This is a genomic window from Streptomyces sp. NPDC001100, from assembly GCF_053598575.1.
Window position 1 is genome coordinate 308,847 of record NZ_JBSFKO010000005.1, and the last position, 13,814, is coordinate 322,660.

At 69.1% G+C, this 13,814-nt stretch carries 17 protein-coding genes; 14 read left to right on the forward strand and 3 right to left on the reverse strand.

The window, feature by feature from the left end; translation table 11 throughout:
• Nucleotides 1-16: 16 nt before the first annotated feature.
• Nucleotides 17-829 (reverse strand): aminoglycoside N(3)-acetyltransferase, encoded by an 813-nt coding sequence (locus ACWDEW_RS09685; protein WP_450511202.1) that lies wholly within the window; start codon nucleotides 827-829, stop codon nucleotides 17-19.
• A gap of 161 nt (nucleotides 830-990) precedes the next feature.
• On the opposite strand from ACWDEW_RS09685, the gene ACWDEW_RS09690 reads away from it, so the two are divergent.
• The 9 genes from ACWDEW_RS09690 (at nucleotide 991) to ACWDEW_RS09730 (ending at nucleotide 7,967) form a co-directional block, all read left to right on the forward strand.
• Nucleotides 991-1,704, forward strand: a complete 714-nt coding sequence (locus ACWDEW_RS09690; RefSeq protein WP_450511204.1) for a helix-turn-helix transcriptional regulator — start codon at nucleotides 991-993, stop codon at nucleotides 1,702-1,704.
• Nucleotides 1,701-3,125, forward strand: coding sequence for a Fe-S cluster assembly protein SufB (gene sufB / locus ACWDEW_RS09695; RefSeq protein WP_328832179.1), 1,425 nt, complete (start codon nucleotides 1,701-1,703; stop codon nucleotides 3,123-3,125). Before ACWDEW_RS09690 ends, sufB begins: the two co-directional genes overlap by 4 nt.
• Nucleotides 3,126-3,187: 62 nt before the next feature.
• On the forward strand, nucleotides 3,188-4,369 hold the full coding sequence (gene sufD, locus ACWDEW_RS09700) for a Fe-S cluster assembly protein SufD (RefSeq protein WP_450511206.1): 1,182 nt from the start codon (nucleotides 3,188-3,190) through the stop codon (nucleotides 4,367-4,369).
• Nucleotides 4,369-4,689: a bifunctional 3-phenylpropionate/cinnamic acid dioxygenase ferredoxin subunit gene (locus ACWDEW_RS09705; protein ID WP_093625399.1), complete on the forward strand. Its 321-nt coding sequence runs from the start codon at nucleotides 4,369-4,371 to the stop codon at nucleotides 4,687-4,689. The genes sufD and ACWDEW_RS09705 overlap by 1 nt, the downstream gene beginning before the upstream one ends.
• A 7-nt stretch (nucleotides 4,690-4,696) precedes the next feature.
• Nucleotides 4,697-5,464 (forward strand): Fe-S cluster assembly ATPase SufC, encoded by a 768-nt coding sequence (sufC, locus tag ACWDEW_RS09710; RefSeq protein WP_317885033.1) that lies wholly within the window; start codon nucleotides 4,697-4,699, stop codon nucleotides 5,462-5,464.
• A complete protein-coding gene (locus ACWDEW_RS09715) occupies nucleotides 5,461-6,717 on the forward strand; it encodes a cysteine desulfurase (RefSeq protein ID WP_450511208.1) in 1,257 nt (418 codons plus the stop codon). Before sufC ends, ACWDEW_RS09715 begins: the two co-directional genes overlap by 4 nt.
• 18 nt (nucleotides 6,718-6,735) lie before the next feature.
• On the forward strand, nucleotides 6,736-7,209 hold the full coding sequence (sufU, locus tag ACWDEW_RS09720; protein WP_450511210.1) for a Fe-S cluster assembly sulfur transfer protein SufU: 474 nt from the start codon (nucleotides 6,736-6,738) through the stop codon (nucleotides 7,207-7,209).
• Nucleotides 7,206-7,544: a metal-sulfur cluster assembly factor gene (locus ACWDEW_RS09725; protein ID WP_280877144.1), complete on the forward strand. Its 339-nt coding sequence runs from the start codon at nucleotides 7,206-7,208 to the stop codon at nucleotides 7,542-7,544. Before sufU ends, ACWDEW_RS09725 begins: the two co-directional genes overlap by 4 nt.
• A 48-nt stretch (nucleotides 7,545-7,592) precedes the next feature.
• On the forward strand, nucleotides 7,593-7,967 hold the full coding sequence (locus ACWDEW_RS09730) for a VOC family protein (RefSeq protein WP_450511212.1): 375 nt from the start codon (nucleotides 7,593-7,595) through the stop codon (nucleotides 7,965-7,967).
• A 13-nt stretch (nucleotides 7,968-7,980) separates the two neighbouring features.
• On the opposite strand, the gene ACWDEW_RS09735 is transcribed toward ACWDEW_RS09730, so the two are convergent.
• Complete coding sequence (locus ACWDEW_RS09735; protein ID WP_450511214.1) at nucleotides 7,981-8,859, reverse strand: AbfB domain-containing protein; 879 nt, start codon at nucleotides 8,857-8,859, stop codon at nucleotides 7,981-7,983.
• A gap of 288 nt (nucleotides 8,860-9,147) precedes the next feature.
• On the opposite strand from ACWDEW_RS09735, the gene ACWDEW_RS09740 reads away from it, so the two are divergent.
• The 3 genes from ACWDEW_RS09740 (at nucleotide 9,148) to dapD (ending at nucleotide 11,345) form a co-directional block, all read left to right on the forward strand.
• Nucleotides 9,148-9,468, forward strand: coding sequence for a DMT family transporter (locus ACWDEW_RS09740; RefSeq protein WP_450511216.1), 321 nt, complete (start codon nucleotides 9,148-9,150; stop codon nucleotides 9,466-9,468).
• Entirely contained in the window at nucleotides 9,468-10,004 is a 537-nt protein-coding gene (locus tag ACWDEW_RS09745) for a TetR/AcrR family transcriptional regulator (RefSeq protein ID WP_450511217.1), read from the forward strand. The genes ACWDEW_RS09740 and ACWDEW_RS09745 overlap by 1 nt, the downstream gene beginning before the upstream one ends.
• Before the next feature lie 351 nt (nucleotides 10,005-10,355).
• The gene (gene dapD, locus ACWDEW_RS09750) at nucleotides 10,356-11,345 is read left to right on the forward strand and encodes a 2,3,4,5-tetrahydropyridine-2,6-dicarboxylate N-succinyltransferase (RefSeq protein ID WP_450511219.1); all 990 of its coding nucleotides are present in this window, start codon (nucleotides 10,356-10,358) and stop codon (nucleotides 11,343-11,345) included.
• Between the two features lie 52 nt (nucleotides 11,346-11,397).
• Here the strand turns inward: dapD and ACWDEW_RS09755 are convergent, their stop codons facing one another.
• Nucleotides 11,398-11,904 carry a hypothetical protein gene (locus tag ACWDEW_RS09755; protein ID WP_450511221.1) on the reverse strand — a complete coding sequence of 169 codons (507 nt, stop codon included), beginning with the start codon at nucleotides 11,902-11,904 and terminating at the stop codon, nucleotides 11,398-11,400.
• Nucleotides 11,905-12,039: 135 nt separating this feature from the next.
• Between ACWDEW_RS09755 and ACWDEW_RS09760 the strand changes: the two genes are divergently transcribed.
• Nucleotides 12,040-12,597, forward strand: a complete 558-nt coding sequence (locus ACWDEW_RS09760; RefSeq protein WP_450511223.1) for a SigE family RNA polymerase sigma factor — start codon at nucleotides 12,040-12,042, stop codon at nucleotides 12,595-12,597.
• Nucleotides 12,594-13,805 carry a WD40 repeat domain-containing protein gene (locus ACWDEW_RS09765; RefSeq protein ID WP_450511225.1) on the forward strand — a complete coding sequence of 404 codons (1,212 nt, stop codon included), beginning with the start codon at nucleotides 12,594-12,596 and terminating at the stop codon, nucleotides 13,803-13,805. The genes ACWDEW_RS09760 and ACWDEW_RS09765 overlap by 4 nt, the downstream gene beginning before the upstream one ends.
• Nucleotides 13,806-13,814: the final 9 nt, after the last annotated feature.

Below are 13,814 nucleotides of genomic sequence, written 5' to 3' on the forward strand. Positions count from 1 at the left end.
GTACGCGATCTGCCGGTCAGGCGGGCGGGTGCAGGATCTCCTCCTCACGGGGGCGGTGCAGGGGCAGCCACCGCTCGGCGTAGGCCACGGCGTCGCCCACCGGGAACAGCCGCACGTCGGCCGCGCCCGCCTTTCCGCGGACGACGGGACGGTCCCGTTCGAAGTCGTGGCCCAGTTCGTCGAAGCGGTCGGAGGAGATCGACACCTCGGTCACCGTCTCCCAGCCGTCCGGGCCGGGGCGGCCGAGCGTGACCAGCGGGGACGGGACGCGGTACTCGGCGAGATGGAAGCTCGTGCAGGCGTCGTAGCCCGCGCCGAGCAGCAGCACGCGCGCGTGGAGGCCCTCCAGCCTGGCCAGCGGACTGCGCTCGCCGAGCCGGCAGTCGGTGGCGTGGCCGTCGAGGATCTCGGCGGCGTGCGGGCCGATCGCCGCGAAGGAGGTCTGCGGGTGCGCGGAGCGCCGGGCCCCGGGCCAGGTGCGCACGGTCTCCGGGACGACGCCCACACCGAGCGAGGGCGTGATCAGGGGGTCGTAGGACGGCATGGAGGTGCGGATGGTGTCCCACCATTCGCGGGGGACCGGCGGGTTTCCCCAGTGGGCCGGGTCCGAGAGGTCGCCCGTCTGGGTGGGGACCACCAGGGTGCCGTCCGGACCGACGGCGTCGAGAATTCCTTCGACCACCGCCACGGCGCCTCCGCAGACCCATCCGAGGGAGCTCAGGGAGGTGTGTGCGAGGAGGATCTCGCCGGGGCGCACGCCCACCTCGCGCAGGTCTGCGGAGAGGCTGTCCCGGGTGACAAGTGGGCCGGTGGGAGGGGGTGTGGGCATGGTCGTGGAGTCTCCCGGAAGGGGGTCGGCAGCGCCACCCGATCGATCGATCAAAGATCGTTTCCGCAGGTCAGATTAGGTATACCTAAGTGACGCACCGCACCGCCGGGTGGCCGGGACGCGGGTTGCCTGCCTCTGAGGAATTACGCAACAATGGCGTTGTGAAAAACGTTGGCGAGGCTCCGCAGGAGGAACTCGCGACCGGTGAGCGGTCCACCCGCAACCGTGTCGCGCGCTCCATCCTGGACCACGGCCCGTCGACCGTGGCCGACCTCGCCGGCCGGCTGGGGCTGACCCAGGCCGCCGTACGCCGTCATCTCGACGCACTCGTCGCCGACGATGTCGTGGAAGCACGTGAGCAGCGGGTCTACGGAGCGCGCACGCGCGGCCGCCCCGCCAAGGTGTTCGCCCTGACCGACTGCGGCCGGGACGCCTTCGACCAGTCCTACGACAAGCTCGCCGCCGACGCGCTGCGCTGGATCGCCACGCACAGCGGCGGGGACGAGGCGATCGTCGCCTTCGCCCGCGACCGCATGGCCGCCCAGGCCATCGCCTACCGCAAGGTCGTCGAGGCCGCCGCCCCCGAGGATCGCGCGGAAGCGCTGGCCAAGGCCCTGAGTGCGGACGGGTACGCTGCTACGGCGCGTAGCGCACCGGTCGGTGAGCAGCTCTGCCAGCACCACTGCCCGGTCGCCCATGTCGCCGAGCAGTTCCCGCAACTGTGCGAGGCGGAGACAGAGCTCTTCTCCCAGCTGCTCGGCACCCATGTCCAGCGACTGGCGACCATCGCCCACGGCGACGGTGTGTGCACCACGTTTATCCCCAAGACCACAAATAACGCATCTGCAAGTACCGCCGGGAGGAACCCCGCATGACGCTCCCCATCGAGGAGACTGCCCACCCCGAGCTCGAGGGTCTGGGTACGTACGAATACGGCTGGGCCGACTCCGACGTGGCCGGTGCCTCCGCCAAGCGCGGCATCAACGAGGACGTCGTCCGGGACATCTCCGGCAAGAAGAGCGAGCCGGAGTGGATGACCAAGCTCCGCCTCAAGGGCCTGCGCCTGTTCGAGAAGAAGCCCATGCCGAACTGGGGCTCCGACCTCTCCGGCATCGACTTCGACAACATCAAGTACTTCGTGCGCTCCACGGAGAAGCAGGCGGAGTCCTGGGAGGACCTGCCCGAGGACATCAAGAACACGTACGACAAGCTCGGCATCCCCGAGGCGGAGAAGCAGCGCCTCGTCGCCGGTGTCGCGGCCCAGTACGAGTCCGAGGTCGTCTACCACCAGATCCGTGAGGACCTGGAGGAGCAGGGCGTCATCTTCCTCGACACCGACACCGCGCTGAAGGAGCACCCGGAGCTCTTCAAGGAGTACTTCGGCACCGTCATCCCGGTCGGCGACAACAAGTTCGCGTCGCTCAACACGGCCGTGTGGTCCGGCGGTTCCTTCATCTACGTCCCCAAGGGCGTGCACGTCGAGATCCCGCTCCAGGCCTACTTCCGCATCAACACGGAGAACATGGGCCAGTTCGAGCGGACCCTGATCATCGTCGACGAGGGTGCCTATGTGCACTACGTCGAGGGCTGTACGGCGCCGATCTACAAGTCGGACTCGCTGCACAGCGCGGTCGTCGAGATCATCGTCAAGAAGAACGCCCGCTGCCGTTACACGACCATCCAGAACTGGTCGAACAACGTCTACAACCTGGTCACCAAGCGCGCCGTCGCCTACGAGGGCGCGACCATGGAGTGGATCGACGGCAACATCGGCTCCAAGGTGACGATGAAGTACCCGGCCGTCTACCTGATGGGCGAGCACGCCAAGGGCGAGACCCTCTCCATCGCCTTCGCGGGCGAGGGCCAGCACCAGGACGCCGGCTCCAAGATGGTCCACATGGCGCCGAACACCTCCTCCAACATCGTGTCGAAGTCCGTGGCGCGTGGTGGCGGTCGTACGTCCTACCGCGGTCTCGTCGAGATCGGCGAGGGCGCCCACGGCTCCAAGTCGAACGTGCTGTGCGACGCGCTGCTCGTCGACACCATCTCCCGCTCGGACACGTACCCGTACGTGGACGTCCGCGAGGACGACGTGTCCATGGGCCACGAGGCGACCGTCTCCAAGGTCTCCGAGGACCAGCTCTTCTACCTGATGAGCCGCGGTCTGACCGAGTTCGAGGCGATGGCGATGATCGTGCGCGGCTTCGTCGAGCCGATCGCCAAGGAGCTGCCGATGGAGTACGCCCTCGAACTCAACCGGCTGATCGAGCTGCAGATGGAAGGTTCGGTCGGTTAAGACCGGTCGTCCGCAGAGCAGCAAGCGAAACCTGACGCAGGAAAGAGAGCAGACCGACAGCCATGGCTGAGGCTCAGAACATCCCGGTGGGCAGCACGACCGCCGGCCAGATCGCGGTGGCCGCCGAGTCGACCGTCGCCACGCGCATGAGTGCGCCCCCCTCCTTCGACGTGGCGGACTTCCCGGTCCCCCACGGCCGCGAGGAGGAGTGGCGGTTCACCCCGCTGGAGCGCCTGCGCGGGCTGCACGACGGCACCGCGGTCGCCACCGGCGACGGCGTGAAGGTCGCCATCGGCACCCCTGACGGGGTCGTCGTGGAGACCGTCGGCCGTGACGACGCGCGGCTCGGCAAGGCCGGCACCCCGGTGGACCGCGTGGCCGCGCAGGCCTACTCGTCCTTCGAGAAGGCCTCGGTCGTCACCGTCCCCAAGGACACGGTCCTGACCGAGCCGATCCGCATCGTCGTGCACGGCGAGGGCGGGGTCGCCTACGGCCACCAGGTCGTCGAACTGGGAGCCTTCGCCGAGGCCGTCGTCGTCATCGACCACACCGGTGACGCGGTCCTCGCCGCCAACGTCGACTACATCGTCGGCGACGGCGCCAAGCTGACCGTCGTCTCCGTCCAGGACTGGGACGACAAGGCCGTGCACGTCGGCCAGCACAACGCGCTGATCGGCCGGGACGCCACGTTCAAGTCGTTCGTCGTCACCTTCGGTGGCGACCTCGTACGACTGCACCCGCGCGTGTCCTACGCGGGCCCCGGCGGCGAGGCCGAGCTGTTCGGCCTGTACTTCACGGACGCCGGCCAGCACCAGGAGCACCGCCTCCTGGTCGACCACAACGTCCCGCACTGCAAGTCCAACGCCATCTACAAGGGCGCGCTCCAGGGTGAGGGCGCCCACGCGGTGTGGATCGGTGACGTGCTGATCGAGGCCAAGGCCGAGGGCACCGACACCTACGAGATGAACCGCAACCTGGTTCTGACCGACGGCGCCCGTGTCGACTCCGTTCCGAACCTGGAGATCGAGACCGGCGAGATCGTCGGCGCCGGACACGCCTCCGCGACCGGCCGCTTCGACGACGAGCAGCTCTTCTACCTGATGGCCCGCGGCATCCCCGCCGACGACGCCCGACGTCTGGTGGTCCGCGGCTTCTTCGCCGAACTGGTCCAGCAGATCGGTGTCGCCGACATCCAGGAGCGGCTGCTGGAGAAGATCGACGCGGAGCTGGAGGCATCCGTCTGATGTCGGCCTTCCTGCGCGCCTGCGCGCTGAGCGAGCTGGAGGAGGACACCCCGAAGCGGGTGGAACTCGACGGCACGCCGGTCTCGGTCGTGAAGACCGAGGGGGAGGTGTTCGCGATCAACGACATCTGCTCGCACGCCAACGTCTCGCTCTCCGAGGGCGAGGTCGAGGACTGCCAGATCGAGTGCTGGCTGCACGGCTCCGCGTTCGACCTGCGCACCGGCAAGCCGTCCGGCCTCCCCGCCACGCGCCCCGTACCCGTATACCCCGTAAAGATCGAAGGGGACGACGTGCTCGTCTCCCTCACCCAGGAGTCCTGAGGAACCCATGGCAACGCTTGAAATCCACGACCTGCACGTCACCGTCGAGGCCGACAACGCCACGAAGGAGATCCTCAAGGGCGTCGACCTCACCGTGAAGCAGGGCGAGACCCACGCCATCATGGGCCCGAACGGCTCCGGCAAGTCGACCCTCGCCTACTCGCTCGCGGGCCACCCCAAGTACACGATCACCGGCGGCACCGTCACCCTCGACGGCGAGGACGTCCTGGAGATGTCCGTCGACGAGCGCGCCCGCGCCGGCCTGTTCCTCGCGATGCAGTACCCGGTCGAGGTCCCCGGTGTCTCCGTCTCCAACTTCCTTCGTACGTCCGCCACCGCCATCCGCGGTGAGGCGCCGAAGCTGCGTACCTGGGTGAAGGAGGTCCGGGAGACCATGGAGCGCCTCTCCATGGACCCCGCGTTCGCCGAGCGCAACGTCAACGAGGGCTTCTCCGGCGGTGAGAAGAAGCGCCACGAGATCCTTCAGCTGGAGCTGCTCAAGCCGAAGATCGCGATCCTCGACGAGACCGACTCCGGCCTGGACGTCGACGCCCTGCGCGTCGTCTCCGAGGGCGTCAACCGGGTCCGCGAGACCGGTGAGGTCGGCACGCTGCTGATCACGCACTACACGCGCATCCTGCGCTACATCAAGCCCGACTTCGTGCACGTCTTCTCCGGCGGCCGGATCGTCGAGTCCGGCGGCGCCGAGCTCGCGGACAAGCTGGAGAACGAGGGCTACGAGGCCTACACCGCGAAGGGTGGCGTATCAGCGTGACGCAGTTGCCGGGCCTCCTCGACACAGAGGCGATCCGCAAGGACTTCCCCATCCTGGACCGTACGGTCCACGACGGTAAGAAGCTCGTGTACCTGGACAACGCGGCGACCTCGCAGAAGCCGCGCCAGGTGCTCGACGCCCTGAACGAGTACTACGAGCGCTACAACGCCAACGTCCACCGCGGTGTGCATGTGCTCGCCGAGGAGGCCACGGCGCTGTACGAGGGCGCGCGGGACAAGGTCGCCGCGTTCATCAACGCGCCCTCCCGCGACGAGGTGATCTTCACCAAGAACGCCTCGGAGTCGCTCAACCTCGTGGCGAACATGCTGGGCTGGGCCGACGAGCCCTACCGCGTGGACCACGAGACCGAGATCGTCATCACGGAGATGGAGCACCACTCCAACATCGTGCCGTGGCAGCTGCTCTCGCAGCGCACGGGCGCGAAGCTGAAGTGGTTCGGCCTCACGGACGACGGCCGGCTGGACCTGTCGAACATAGACGAGGTCATCACCGAGAAGACGAAGATCGTCTCCTTCGTGCTGGTCTCCAACATCCTCGGTACGGTCAACCCGGTCGAGAAGATCGTGCGCCGTGCGCAGGAGGTCGGGGCCCTGGTCCTGATCGACGCCTCGCAGGCCGCTCCGCACATGCCGCTGGACGTCCAGGCGCTCCAGGCCGACTTCGTGGCCTTCACCGGCCACAAGATGTGCGGCCCGACCGGCATCGGCGTCCTCTGGGGCCGCCAGGAGCTCCTTGAGGACCTCCCGCCGTTCCTCGGCGGCGGTGAGATGATCGAGACCGTGTCGATGCACTCGTCGACGTACGCCCCCGCCCCGCACAAGTTCGAGGCGGGCACCCCGCCGATCGCCCAGGCGGTCGGTCTCGGCGCGGCGATCGACTATCTGTCGGCGATCGGCATGGACAGGATCCTCGCCCATGAGCACGCGCTGACCGAGTACGCGGTCAAGCGCCTGCTGGACGTCCCCGACCTGAGGATCATCGGCCCCACCACGGCCGAGGACCGGGGCGCGGCGATCTCCTTCACGCTCGGCGACATCCACCCGCACGACGTGGGCCAGGTCCTCGACGAGGAGGGCATCGCGGTCCGGGTCGGACACCACTGCGCACGGCCCGTCTGCCTGCGCTACGGAATTCCTGCGACCACGCGAGCGTCGTTCTATCTGTACTCCACGCCGGCCGAGATCGACGCACTGGTCGACGGCTTGGAGCACGTACGGAACTTCTTCGGTTAAGGGACGTGAGCTGAGACCGTGAAGCTTGATTCGATGTACCAGGAAGTCATCCTGGACCACTACAAGCACCCGCACGGGCGGGGCTTGCGGGATGGCGACGCCGAGGTGCACCACGTCAACCCGACGTGCGGCGACGAGATCACGATGCGCGTGAAGTACGACGGCGAGCAGATCACCGACATCTCCTACGAGGGTCAGGGCTGCTCCATCAGCCAGGCCTCGGCCTCCGTACTGAACGACCTCCTCGTCGGCAAGGAGCTGTCCGAGGCGCAGAAGATCCAGGAGACCTTCCTGGAGCTGATGCAGTCCAAGGGCCGCATCGAGCCCGACGACGACATGGAAGAGGTGCTGGAGGACGCGGTCGCGTTCGCCGGTGTCTCCAAGTACCCGGCACGGGTGAAGTGCGCCCTCCTCAGCTGGATGGCGTGGAAGGACGCGACGGCCCAGGCCCTGGGCGGAGCCGACGCCGACGCGGAAAGGAAGACGGCATGAGCGACACCGAGACCATGGAGATCAAGCCCGCCTCCGAGGAGGAGGTCCGTGAGGCCCTGCTCGATGTCGTCGACCCCGAACTGGGCATCGACGTCGTCAACCTCGGCCTCATCTACGGCGTGCACATCGACGACGCGAACATCGCGACCATCGACATGACGCTGACCTCGGCGGCCTGCCCGCTGACGGATGTCATCGAGGACCAGGCCAAGTCCGCCACGGACGGCCTCGTCAACGAGCTCCGTATCAACTGGGTCTGGATGCCGCCGTGGGGCCCGGACAAGATCACGGACGACGGCCGCGAGCAGCTCCGCGCGCTGGGCTTCAACGTCTGAGCCCTTGGGTTCTTCCAGGCTCACCGGAAACGGCCATACCTTTCGGGTATGGCCGTTTCGCTGCATCACGTAGTCATCGACGCGCACGATCTCCCGGGTCTCGCCCGCTTCTGGTGCGGGGTGCTGGACTGGCGGATCCTGTCCGAGAAGGAACGCGAAGTCGTCATCGGGCCGGGGGAGTTCGCGGAGACCGGCATCTGCTTCATGCCGGTGAGCGAGCCGAAGAGGGCCAAGAACCGGCTGCACTTCGACCTCGCTCCCGACGACCAGGCGGCCGAGGTCGAGCGGATCCTCGCCCTCGGCGCGCGGCGGGTCGACATCGGACAGAGCGAGGCCGTGGGCTGGGTGGTCCTCGCCGACCCGGAGGGCAACGAGTTCTGCGTACTACGGCCCAAGGCCTCGCTGGTCGCCTTCGTGAAGTGACCGTCCAGGGGCCTTAGTTGAGCCCCGCCACCAGCTGGAACGCCGAGTCCGCCCAGTACTGGCTGCTGTTCTGGTACTGGTCCAGCTTGAGCTGGAAGTTCTGGTGGCGCAGGAAGCGGCCCGGGTAGTTGACCGACTCCAGCATCACCGCGCCCGAGTAGGGCGACGCGCGGGGGCAGAAGGTGGCGTCCTGCCTGAAGAGGGACGAGCCGTCGTTGCGTTCCGCGCGGAGGATGAAGTTGCGGTGGCGGAGATAGCTGCCGTCGGCCGTCGTGAACGAGTAACAGGAGCTCTTGGCCAGGCCCTTGACCAATTTGAAGGTCGAGGCGCGGCGGGCCGCGGTGGAACCGGCCGGGTTGAGCTTCACGTAGTCGCCGCTCACCTGCCAGTACCGGTCCGGGTAGTTGACCGAACGGACCGACTTCCAGGCGGACGAGGAACTCGACGAGCCGCCCGACCCGGACGATCCCCCCGAGCCCGACGAGGACGAACCGCCGTGGGACGACGCCGACTTGGACGGCGCGGGCGTCTCCGCGGAGGGCGTGGAGCTGTGCTCCGCGTCGGTGGCCGACGCGGAGGGCGACTTCGTGGAGCCCGGTGTGCGCGCGTCGGGCGTGGGCGTGTCCTTCTTCGACGGCGAGGCGAACGAGAGCAGCCCGGGACCGTCCGCTCCGATCGACGACGGGTCCGTCGCCGCCTTGGTGCGTGGCGGGTCGTCAGATTGCTTGTCCGTGACGACGATCGCCGTGGCACACACGGCGATCGTGGTGAGGGCGAGCGCCCCGGCCAGCCAGAGCCGGCGGGTTCCGGGGGCCCGGGAGCTGTCGGGGGTCCAGCCGTTCTCCCATGAGGTGGGGTGCGGGGGAGGGTGCTGGGATGTGTTGTCTGGCATGCGCTGTTCCTCCAGCGGCGCCCATGGCGACGGCCGTGGCCGTGAAAACCAGGTGAGTGAACGGTGAAACAGTAGTGGAGCGAGAGGGCTGTGAGCAGCCGTTTCAGTGAGCGGTTTCTACGAGTTCCGAGGTCGGCGTGCGACGTATGGGACGTCACCTCTCATTCCTCGTGCACTTTTATCAACTCCATGTGGAACAGGGCTGCTGGGGCGAGGCCCGCACCTGGTCGAAGAGACGCCGCCGTCATGGGCCGACCGCTCCGCCCTGCGTTATGTACACTCGTACACATGGGATTCCTGATGCTCCTCACGGCGATCGCCGCGGAGGTGGGCGGCACCACCGCCATGAAGTTCAGCCACGGCTTCAGCCGGCTGTGGCCGTCGGTCCTCACGGTCGTCGGATATGTGCTCTCCTTCGCCCTGCTCGCGCAGACCCTGAAGTCCATGTCGGTCGGTACGGCCTACGCGATCTGGGCCGGCCTCGGCACCGCCGCCGTCGTGGGCATCGGGACGGTGTTCCTGGGTGAGGGGATGACCTTGGCGAAGGCCGCCGGTATCGCGCTGATCATCATCGGGGTGGTCGTCCTCAACCTGGGCGGCGCGCACTGATGGCCCGGCGCTACGACCCCGAGCGGCGCCAGCGGATCATCGACGCGGCGATCCGGGTGGTCGGGGAGAAGGGCATCGCCGGCCTCAGCCACCGCTCCGTCGCCGCCGAGGCCGATGTCCCGCTCGGCTCGACGACGTACCACTTCACGACCCTCGACGAACTGATGGTCGCGGCACTGCGCCAGGCCAACGAGGGCTTCGCCAAGGTGATCGCCGCGCGCGGCGGCCTGGAGGACCCGCGCACCGACCTGGCCGCGGAACTGGCCGGCTGGATGGGCGAGTGGCTCGCGGGCGACCGCACGGGCGTCGAGCTGGAGTACGAGCTGTATCTCGCCGCCCTGCGCCGCCCTGTCCTGCGCCCCGTCGCCGACGAGTGGGCCCGCGACCTCGCCGACCGCCTGTCCCGCCGGACGGACCCGGTGACCGCGCGGGCGCTGGTCGCGCTGATGGACGGGATCTGTCTCCAGGTGCTGCTGACGGACGCGGTGTACGACGAGGCGTATGCGCGGGAGGTGTTGGGGCGGGTGATTCCCTGACGGGTGACGGGTGACGGGCGCACGGCGACTGGTGGTTGGTGGCCCTCGCGCGGTGACCTGCGGCTGTCGGCCCGAGACCTCGGCGTGGCGATCGGTGACCGCCGCACGGCGACCCGCGGCCGTCGGCCTGAGACATGCGGGTGACCCGTGACCCGTTGCCGCGATATACCGCGGCCCGCGCCCCGACCCGCCTCCCGTAACCGGCTTTACCCGCGCCCCGGACGACCCGCGCCCCGCGTACGCCCCGTCAGCCGCTCCCGCTGACCGTGCCGCGGCCCCGTGCGTGTCGTTCCCTGAGACGCCCCGTGGACGAGTTGGTCCCCGCCGCCCCCTCCAGGTTAGGTTTCCCTCATGACCGACACGACCGCACCTCGCACCACCGGCGCCGTTGCCGCCGGCCTCGCCACCGTCACCGCCGACGGAACCGTCCTCGACACCTGGTTCCCCGCGCCCGAACTGTCCGCCGAACCCGGCCCCGCCGGTACCGAGCGGCTGTCCGCCGAGCGCGCCGTGGAACTGCTCGGCGAGGGTGCGGCGAAGGCGATCGGTCCCGACGCCCGCCGGGGCGTCGAGGTGATCGCGGTCCGCACGGTCATCGCCTCCCTCGACGACAAGCCGCTCGACGCGCACGACGTCTATCTGCGCCTGCACCTCCTCTCGCACCGCCTGGTCAAGCCGCACGGCCAGAGCCTGGACGGCATGTTCGGCTTCCTCGCCAACGTCGCCTGGACCTCGCTCGGCCCGGTCGCCGTGGACGAGGTCGAGAAGGTCCGGCTGAACGCCCGCGCCGAGGGCCTGCACCTCCAGGTGACGTCCATCGACAAGTTCCCGCGCATGACGGACTACGTGGCCCCGAAGGGCGTCCGGATCGCCGACGCCGACCGGGTCCGCCTGGGCGCGCACCTCGCCGAGGGCACGACGGTCATGCACGAGGGCTTCGTCAACTTCAACGCCGGCACGCTCGGCACGTCGATGGTCGAGGGCCGGATCTCCGCCGGTGTCGTGGTCGGCGACGGCTCGGACATCGGCGGCGGCGCCTCCACCATGGGCACGCTGTCCGGCGGCGGCAACGTCCGCATCACCATCGGCGAGCGCTGCCTGATCGGCGCCGAGGCCGGCGTCGGCATCGCGCTCGGCGACGAATGCGTCGTGGAGGCCGGCCTCTACGTCACCGCCGGCACCCGCGTCACGATGCCCGACGGCCAGATCGTCAAGGCCCGCGAACTCTCCGGCGCCTCCAACATCCTCTTCCGCCGCAACTCGGTCACCGGCACGGTCGAGGCCCGCCCGAACAACGCGGTCTGGGGCGGTCTGAACGAGATCCTGCACAGCCACAACTAGCGGTGCCGTGACGTGGGTCGAGCGCCTTTCCGGGGACCGGGAGGGCGCTCGTTCATGTCCCTGCGGTCGCCGCGAACCCCGCCAGCGCCGTGAAGTCCACCTCGCGCAGCCCGAGTCGGGGATTCACATGGTGCAGCAGCGCCGGGCCCGGATGGTGGTCGTTCACGAAGTCGCCGTCCAGCGCGCTCTGTTCGTCGTCCACCCACGCGAACGGGCGGCCCTCGGCGTACGCCACGATCGTCTCCGTCTTCCAGTGCACCCCGTCGGGCCGCTCGGCGGACAGCGCGTCGCCGAAGTCGACGTACGGCAGCTCGGGCAGCCCGACGACCGGGCCTATCCAGCGGTTCGCGGCAGCCATCCACGTGGTCGCCCAGCACAGGTCGTAGCCGAGAGGGAGAAGTGCCGGTCCGTGTGCGGGTTTCAGCCAGACCCGGAGCGGACGGCCCGGCCGTACGGCGGCCCTGATCGTCGTACAGCCCTCCGGGCGGCGCTCGCGCTGAGCGGCGTACGGATTGAGGGGGCCGTCGACGTCGAGGAACAGCAGGGGGCGGCGGCTCATACGGTCACCGTAGGCGAGCGGTCGGGGAGCCGGGCTGAATTTTCTCGGGACGGCAGGCATAGCGACGCATCCCCGCGAGCGTCACCAGGAGTACAGGGGCGGCGCGCGGGCACCGCCGGGGAAGAGAAGGTGACGATGAATGCCGAAGGGCTGGAGAGTTTCCGGGACTTCGTGGACAGCAGGTCGTCGACCCTGCTGAAGACGGCCGTGCTGCTCTGCGGGGGAGATCGGCACGCCGGTGAGGACCTGTTGCAGAACGCTCTGGTCAAGGCCGCCGGACGGTGGCAGCGGATCGACGAACCCGAGGCCTATGTACGGCGGATCCTCTACCGCCAGCAGGTCAGCCGCTGGCGGCTGAAATGGCGCAGACGCGAGGTCAGTGTCGCCGAACCGCCCGAGGCCGCCGCGGCACCGGACGCCGCGTCGGCGGCCGAACTGCGCCTGGTGATGCGCGAGGCGCTGTCCAGGCTCACCGCCCGCCAGCGCACCGTGCTCGTGCTGCGCTACTTCGAGGACCTGCCCGAGGCCGACGTGGCCCGCCTCCTCGGCTGCTCCGTCGGCACCGTACGCTCCACCGCCCACCGTTCCCTGGCCCGACTGCGCGTGCTCGCACCGGAGTTGGCCGCCCTCGGCCGGGCCGGCGCCGAGGAACTGCCGTCCCGTGACTTCTCGCCCGCGGAGGTGCGTCCATGAACATCGAGGAACTGGTGCGCGACTCCCTGCGCGAGCAGGCCTCCCGGCAGACGTCGCCCGCAACGGGTTTCGCCGACCGGGTGCTGGCCGCCCGCCGTCGCCGTGTCCGCCGGCTCGTGTCCGTGGCCGCCGCCACGGCCGCCGTGGTCGCGGTCGCGGTGACCGTGCCGCTGCTGGACTCGGGCCGGACCGACGTACGTCCCGCTGAGGTGATCGACGGGACCGTGACGCACCCCGACCAGTGGCCGCCGCACGACCTGATCGCGGCCGGCCGGACGGCGCTCGCCGCGTACCACACGGAGCGGATCGTGCCGACGACCCCCGGTCAGGGAGTCGCCACCCGCACCTACTGGCTGCTCGACCCGCGGACGGAGACGTACAAGAAGACCACCAAGTGGTCCTACGTCGCCGTCGCGCCCGGACTGCACACCGCCGCGGTGCTGGAGCAGAGTCTGCCCGCCCACCGGATCGGCATCCTCGACCTCACGACGGGGAAGGTCGAGCGGTGGATCCCGGTCGAACGCGGGGTCGGCGGTGTCGAGTTCTCGCGCGACGGCGGCAAGCTCGTCGCCACGACGTACGACGCGAACCCCGATGTGCGCTCGCGCTCCGCGGTCAACGCGGAGACCGGGGCTCTGGACTGGATCGGGCCGAGGGATTCGAGCCGCAGCGGCTTCTACGTCCTCGGCACGGCCTCCGGCGCCGGCTCGTGGAGCGCCGTCCAGTCGGGCCGCGAGATCATCGGTCGTCAGGACTTCGCCTTCAGCCGGACCGGCGAGCAGGTGTACTCGCGGATCATCGGGGAGCGGGACGGTCTCCAGCAGTTCTACGACCTCGACGGCAACAAGATCGCCGCGCCCGCGAACGAGAAGTACCTGCGGGCCGACGTCGACGCGCGGCTGTCCCCGAGCGGCACTCTCGCCGCCCTCGGTCTCACGAAGGAGGTGGGTGGATCCCCCGGAAAGTCGTACTCCTCGATCCGTGATCCGCGCACGGGAAAGGAGATCACCAAGGTCCGCGGCGGCCATCTGCTCGCCTGGGCCGACGGCAGGCGGCTCATTGCCTGGGAGCGGACCACGAGCCTGGAGGAGCCGTATCTGCCCCGGCTCGTGCTGGTCACGATCGGCAGCGACAAGGTCGTACCCCTCAGCGGCACGTACAAGGACATCGAGAAGGTCGTCTGGGAACCCGTCTTCGCCGATCGGTGACGACCGCGC

Excerpts from the sequence above, each read along its gene's own strand:
- ACWDEW_RS09685 (WP_450511202.1), bottom strand. The coding sequence starts at position 829 with ATGCCCACACCCCCTCCCACCGGCCCACTTGTCACCCGGGACAGCCTC.
- sufB (WP_328832179.1), top strand. The coding sequence starts at position 1,701 with ATGACGCTCCCCATCGAGGAGACTGCCCACCCCGAGCTCGAGGGTCTG.
- sufD (WP_450511206.1), top strand. The coding sequence starts at position 3,188 with ATGGCTGAGGCTCAGAACATCCCGGTGGGCAGCACGACCGCCGGCCAG.
- ACWDEW_RS09705 (WP_093625399.1), top strand. The coding sequence starts at position 4,369 with ATGTCGGCCTTCCTGCGCGCCTGCGCGCTGAGCGAGCTGGAGGAGGAC.
- sufC (WP_317885033.1), top strand. The coding sequence starts at position 4,697 with ATGGCAACGCTTGAAATCCACGACCTGCACGTCACCGTCGAGGCCGAC.
- ACWDEW_RS09725 (WP_280877144.1), top strand. The coding sequence starts at position 7,206 with ATGAGCGACACCGAGACCATGGAGATCAAGCCCGCCTCCGAGGAGGAG.
- ACWDEW_RS09730 (WP_450511212.1), top strand. The coding sequence starts at position 7,593 with ATGGCCGTTTCGCTGCATCACGTAGTCATCGACGCGCACGATCTCCCG.
- ACWDEW_RS09735 (WP_450511214.1), bottom strand. The coding sequence starts at position 8,859 with ATGCCAGACAACACATCCCAGCACCCTCCCCCGCACCCCACCTCATGG.
- ACWDEW_RS09740 (WP_450511216.1), top strand. The coding sequence starts at position 9,148 with ATGGGATTCCTGATGCTCCTCACGGCGATCGCCGCGGAGGTGGGCGGC.
- ACWDEW_RS09745 (WP_450511217.1), top strand. The coding sequence starts at position 9,468 with ATGGCCCGGCGCTACGACCCCGAGCGGCGCCAGCGGATCATCGACGCG.
- dapD (WP_450511219.1), top strand. The coding sequence starts at position 10,356 with ATGACCGACACGACCGCACCTCGCACCACCGGCGCCGTTGCCGCCGGC.
- ACWDEW_RS09755 (WP_450511221.1), bottom strand. The coding sequence starts at position 11,904 with ATGAGCCGCCGCCCCCTGCTGTTCCTCGACGTCGACGGCCCCCTCAAT.
- ACWDEW_RS09760 (WP_450511223.1), top strand. The coding sequence starts at position 12,040 with ATGAATGCCGAAGGGCTGGAGAGTTTCCGGGACTTCGTGGACAGCAGG.
- ACWDEW_RS09765 (WP_450511225.1), top strand. The coding sequence starts at position 12,594 with ATGAACATCGAGGAACTGGTGCGCGACTCCCTGCGCGAGCAGGCCTCC.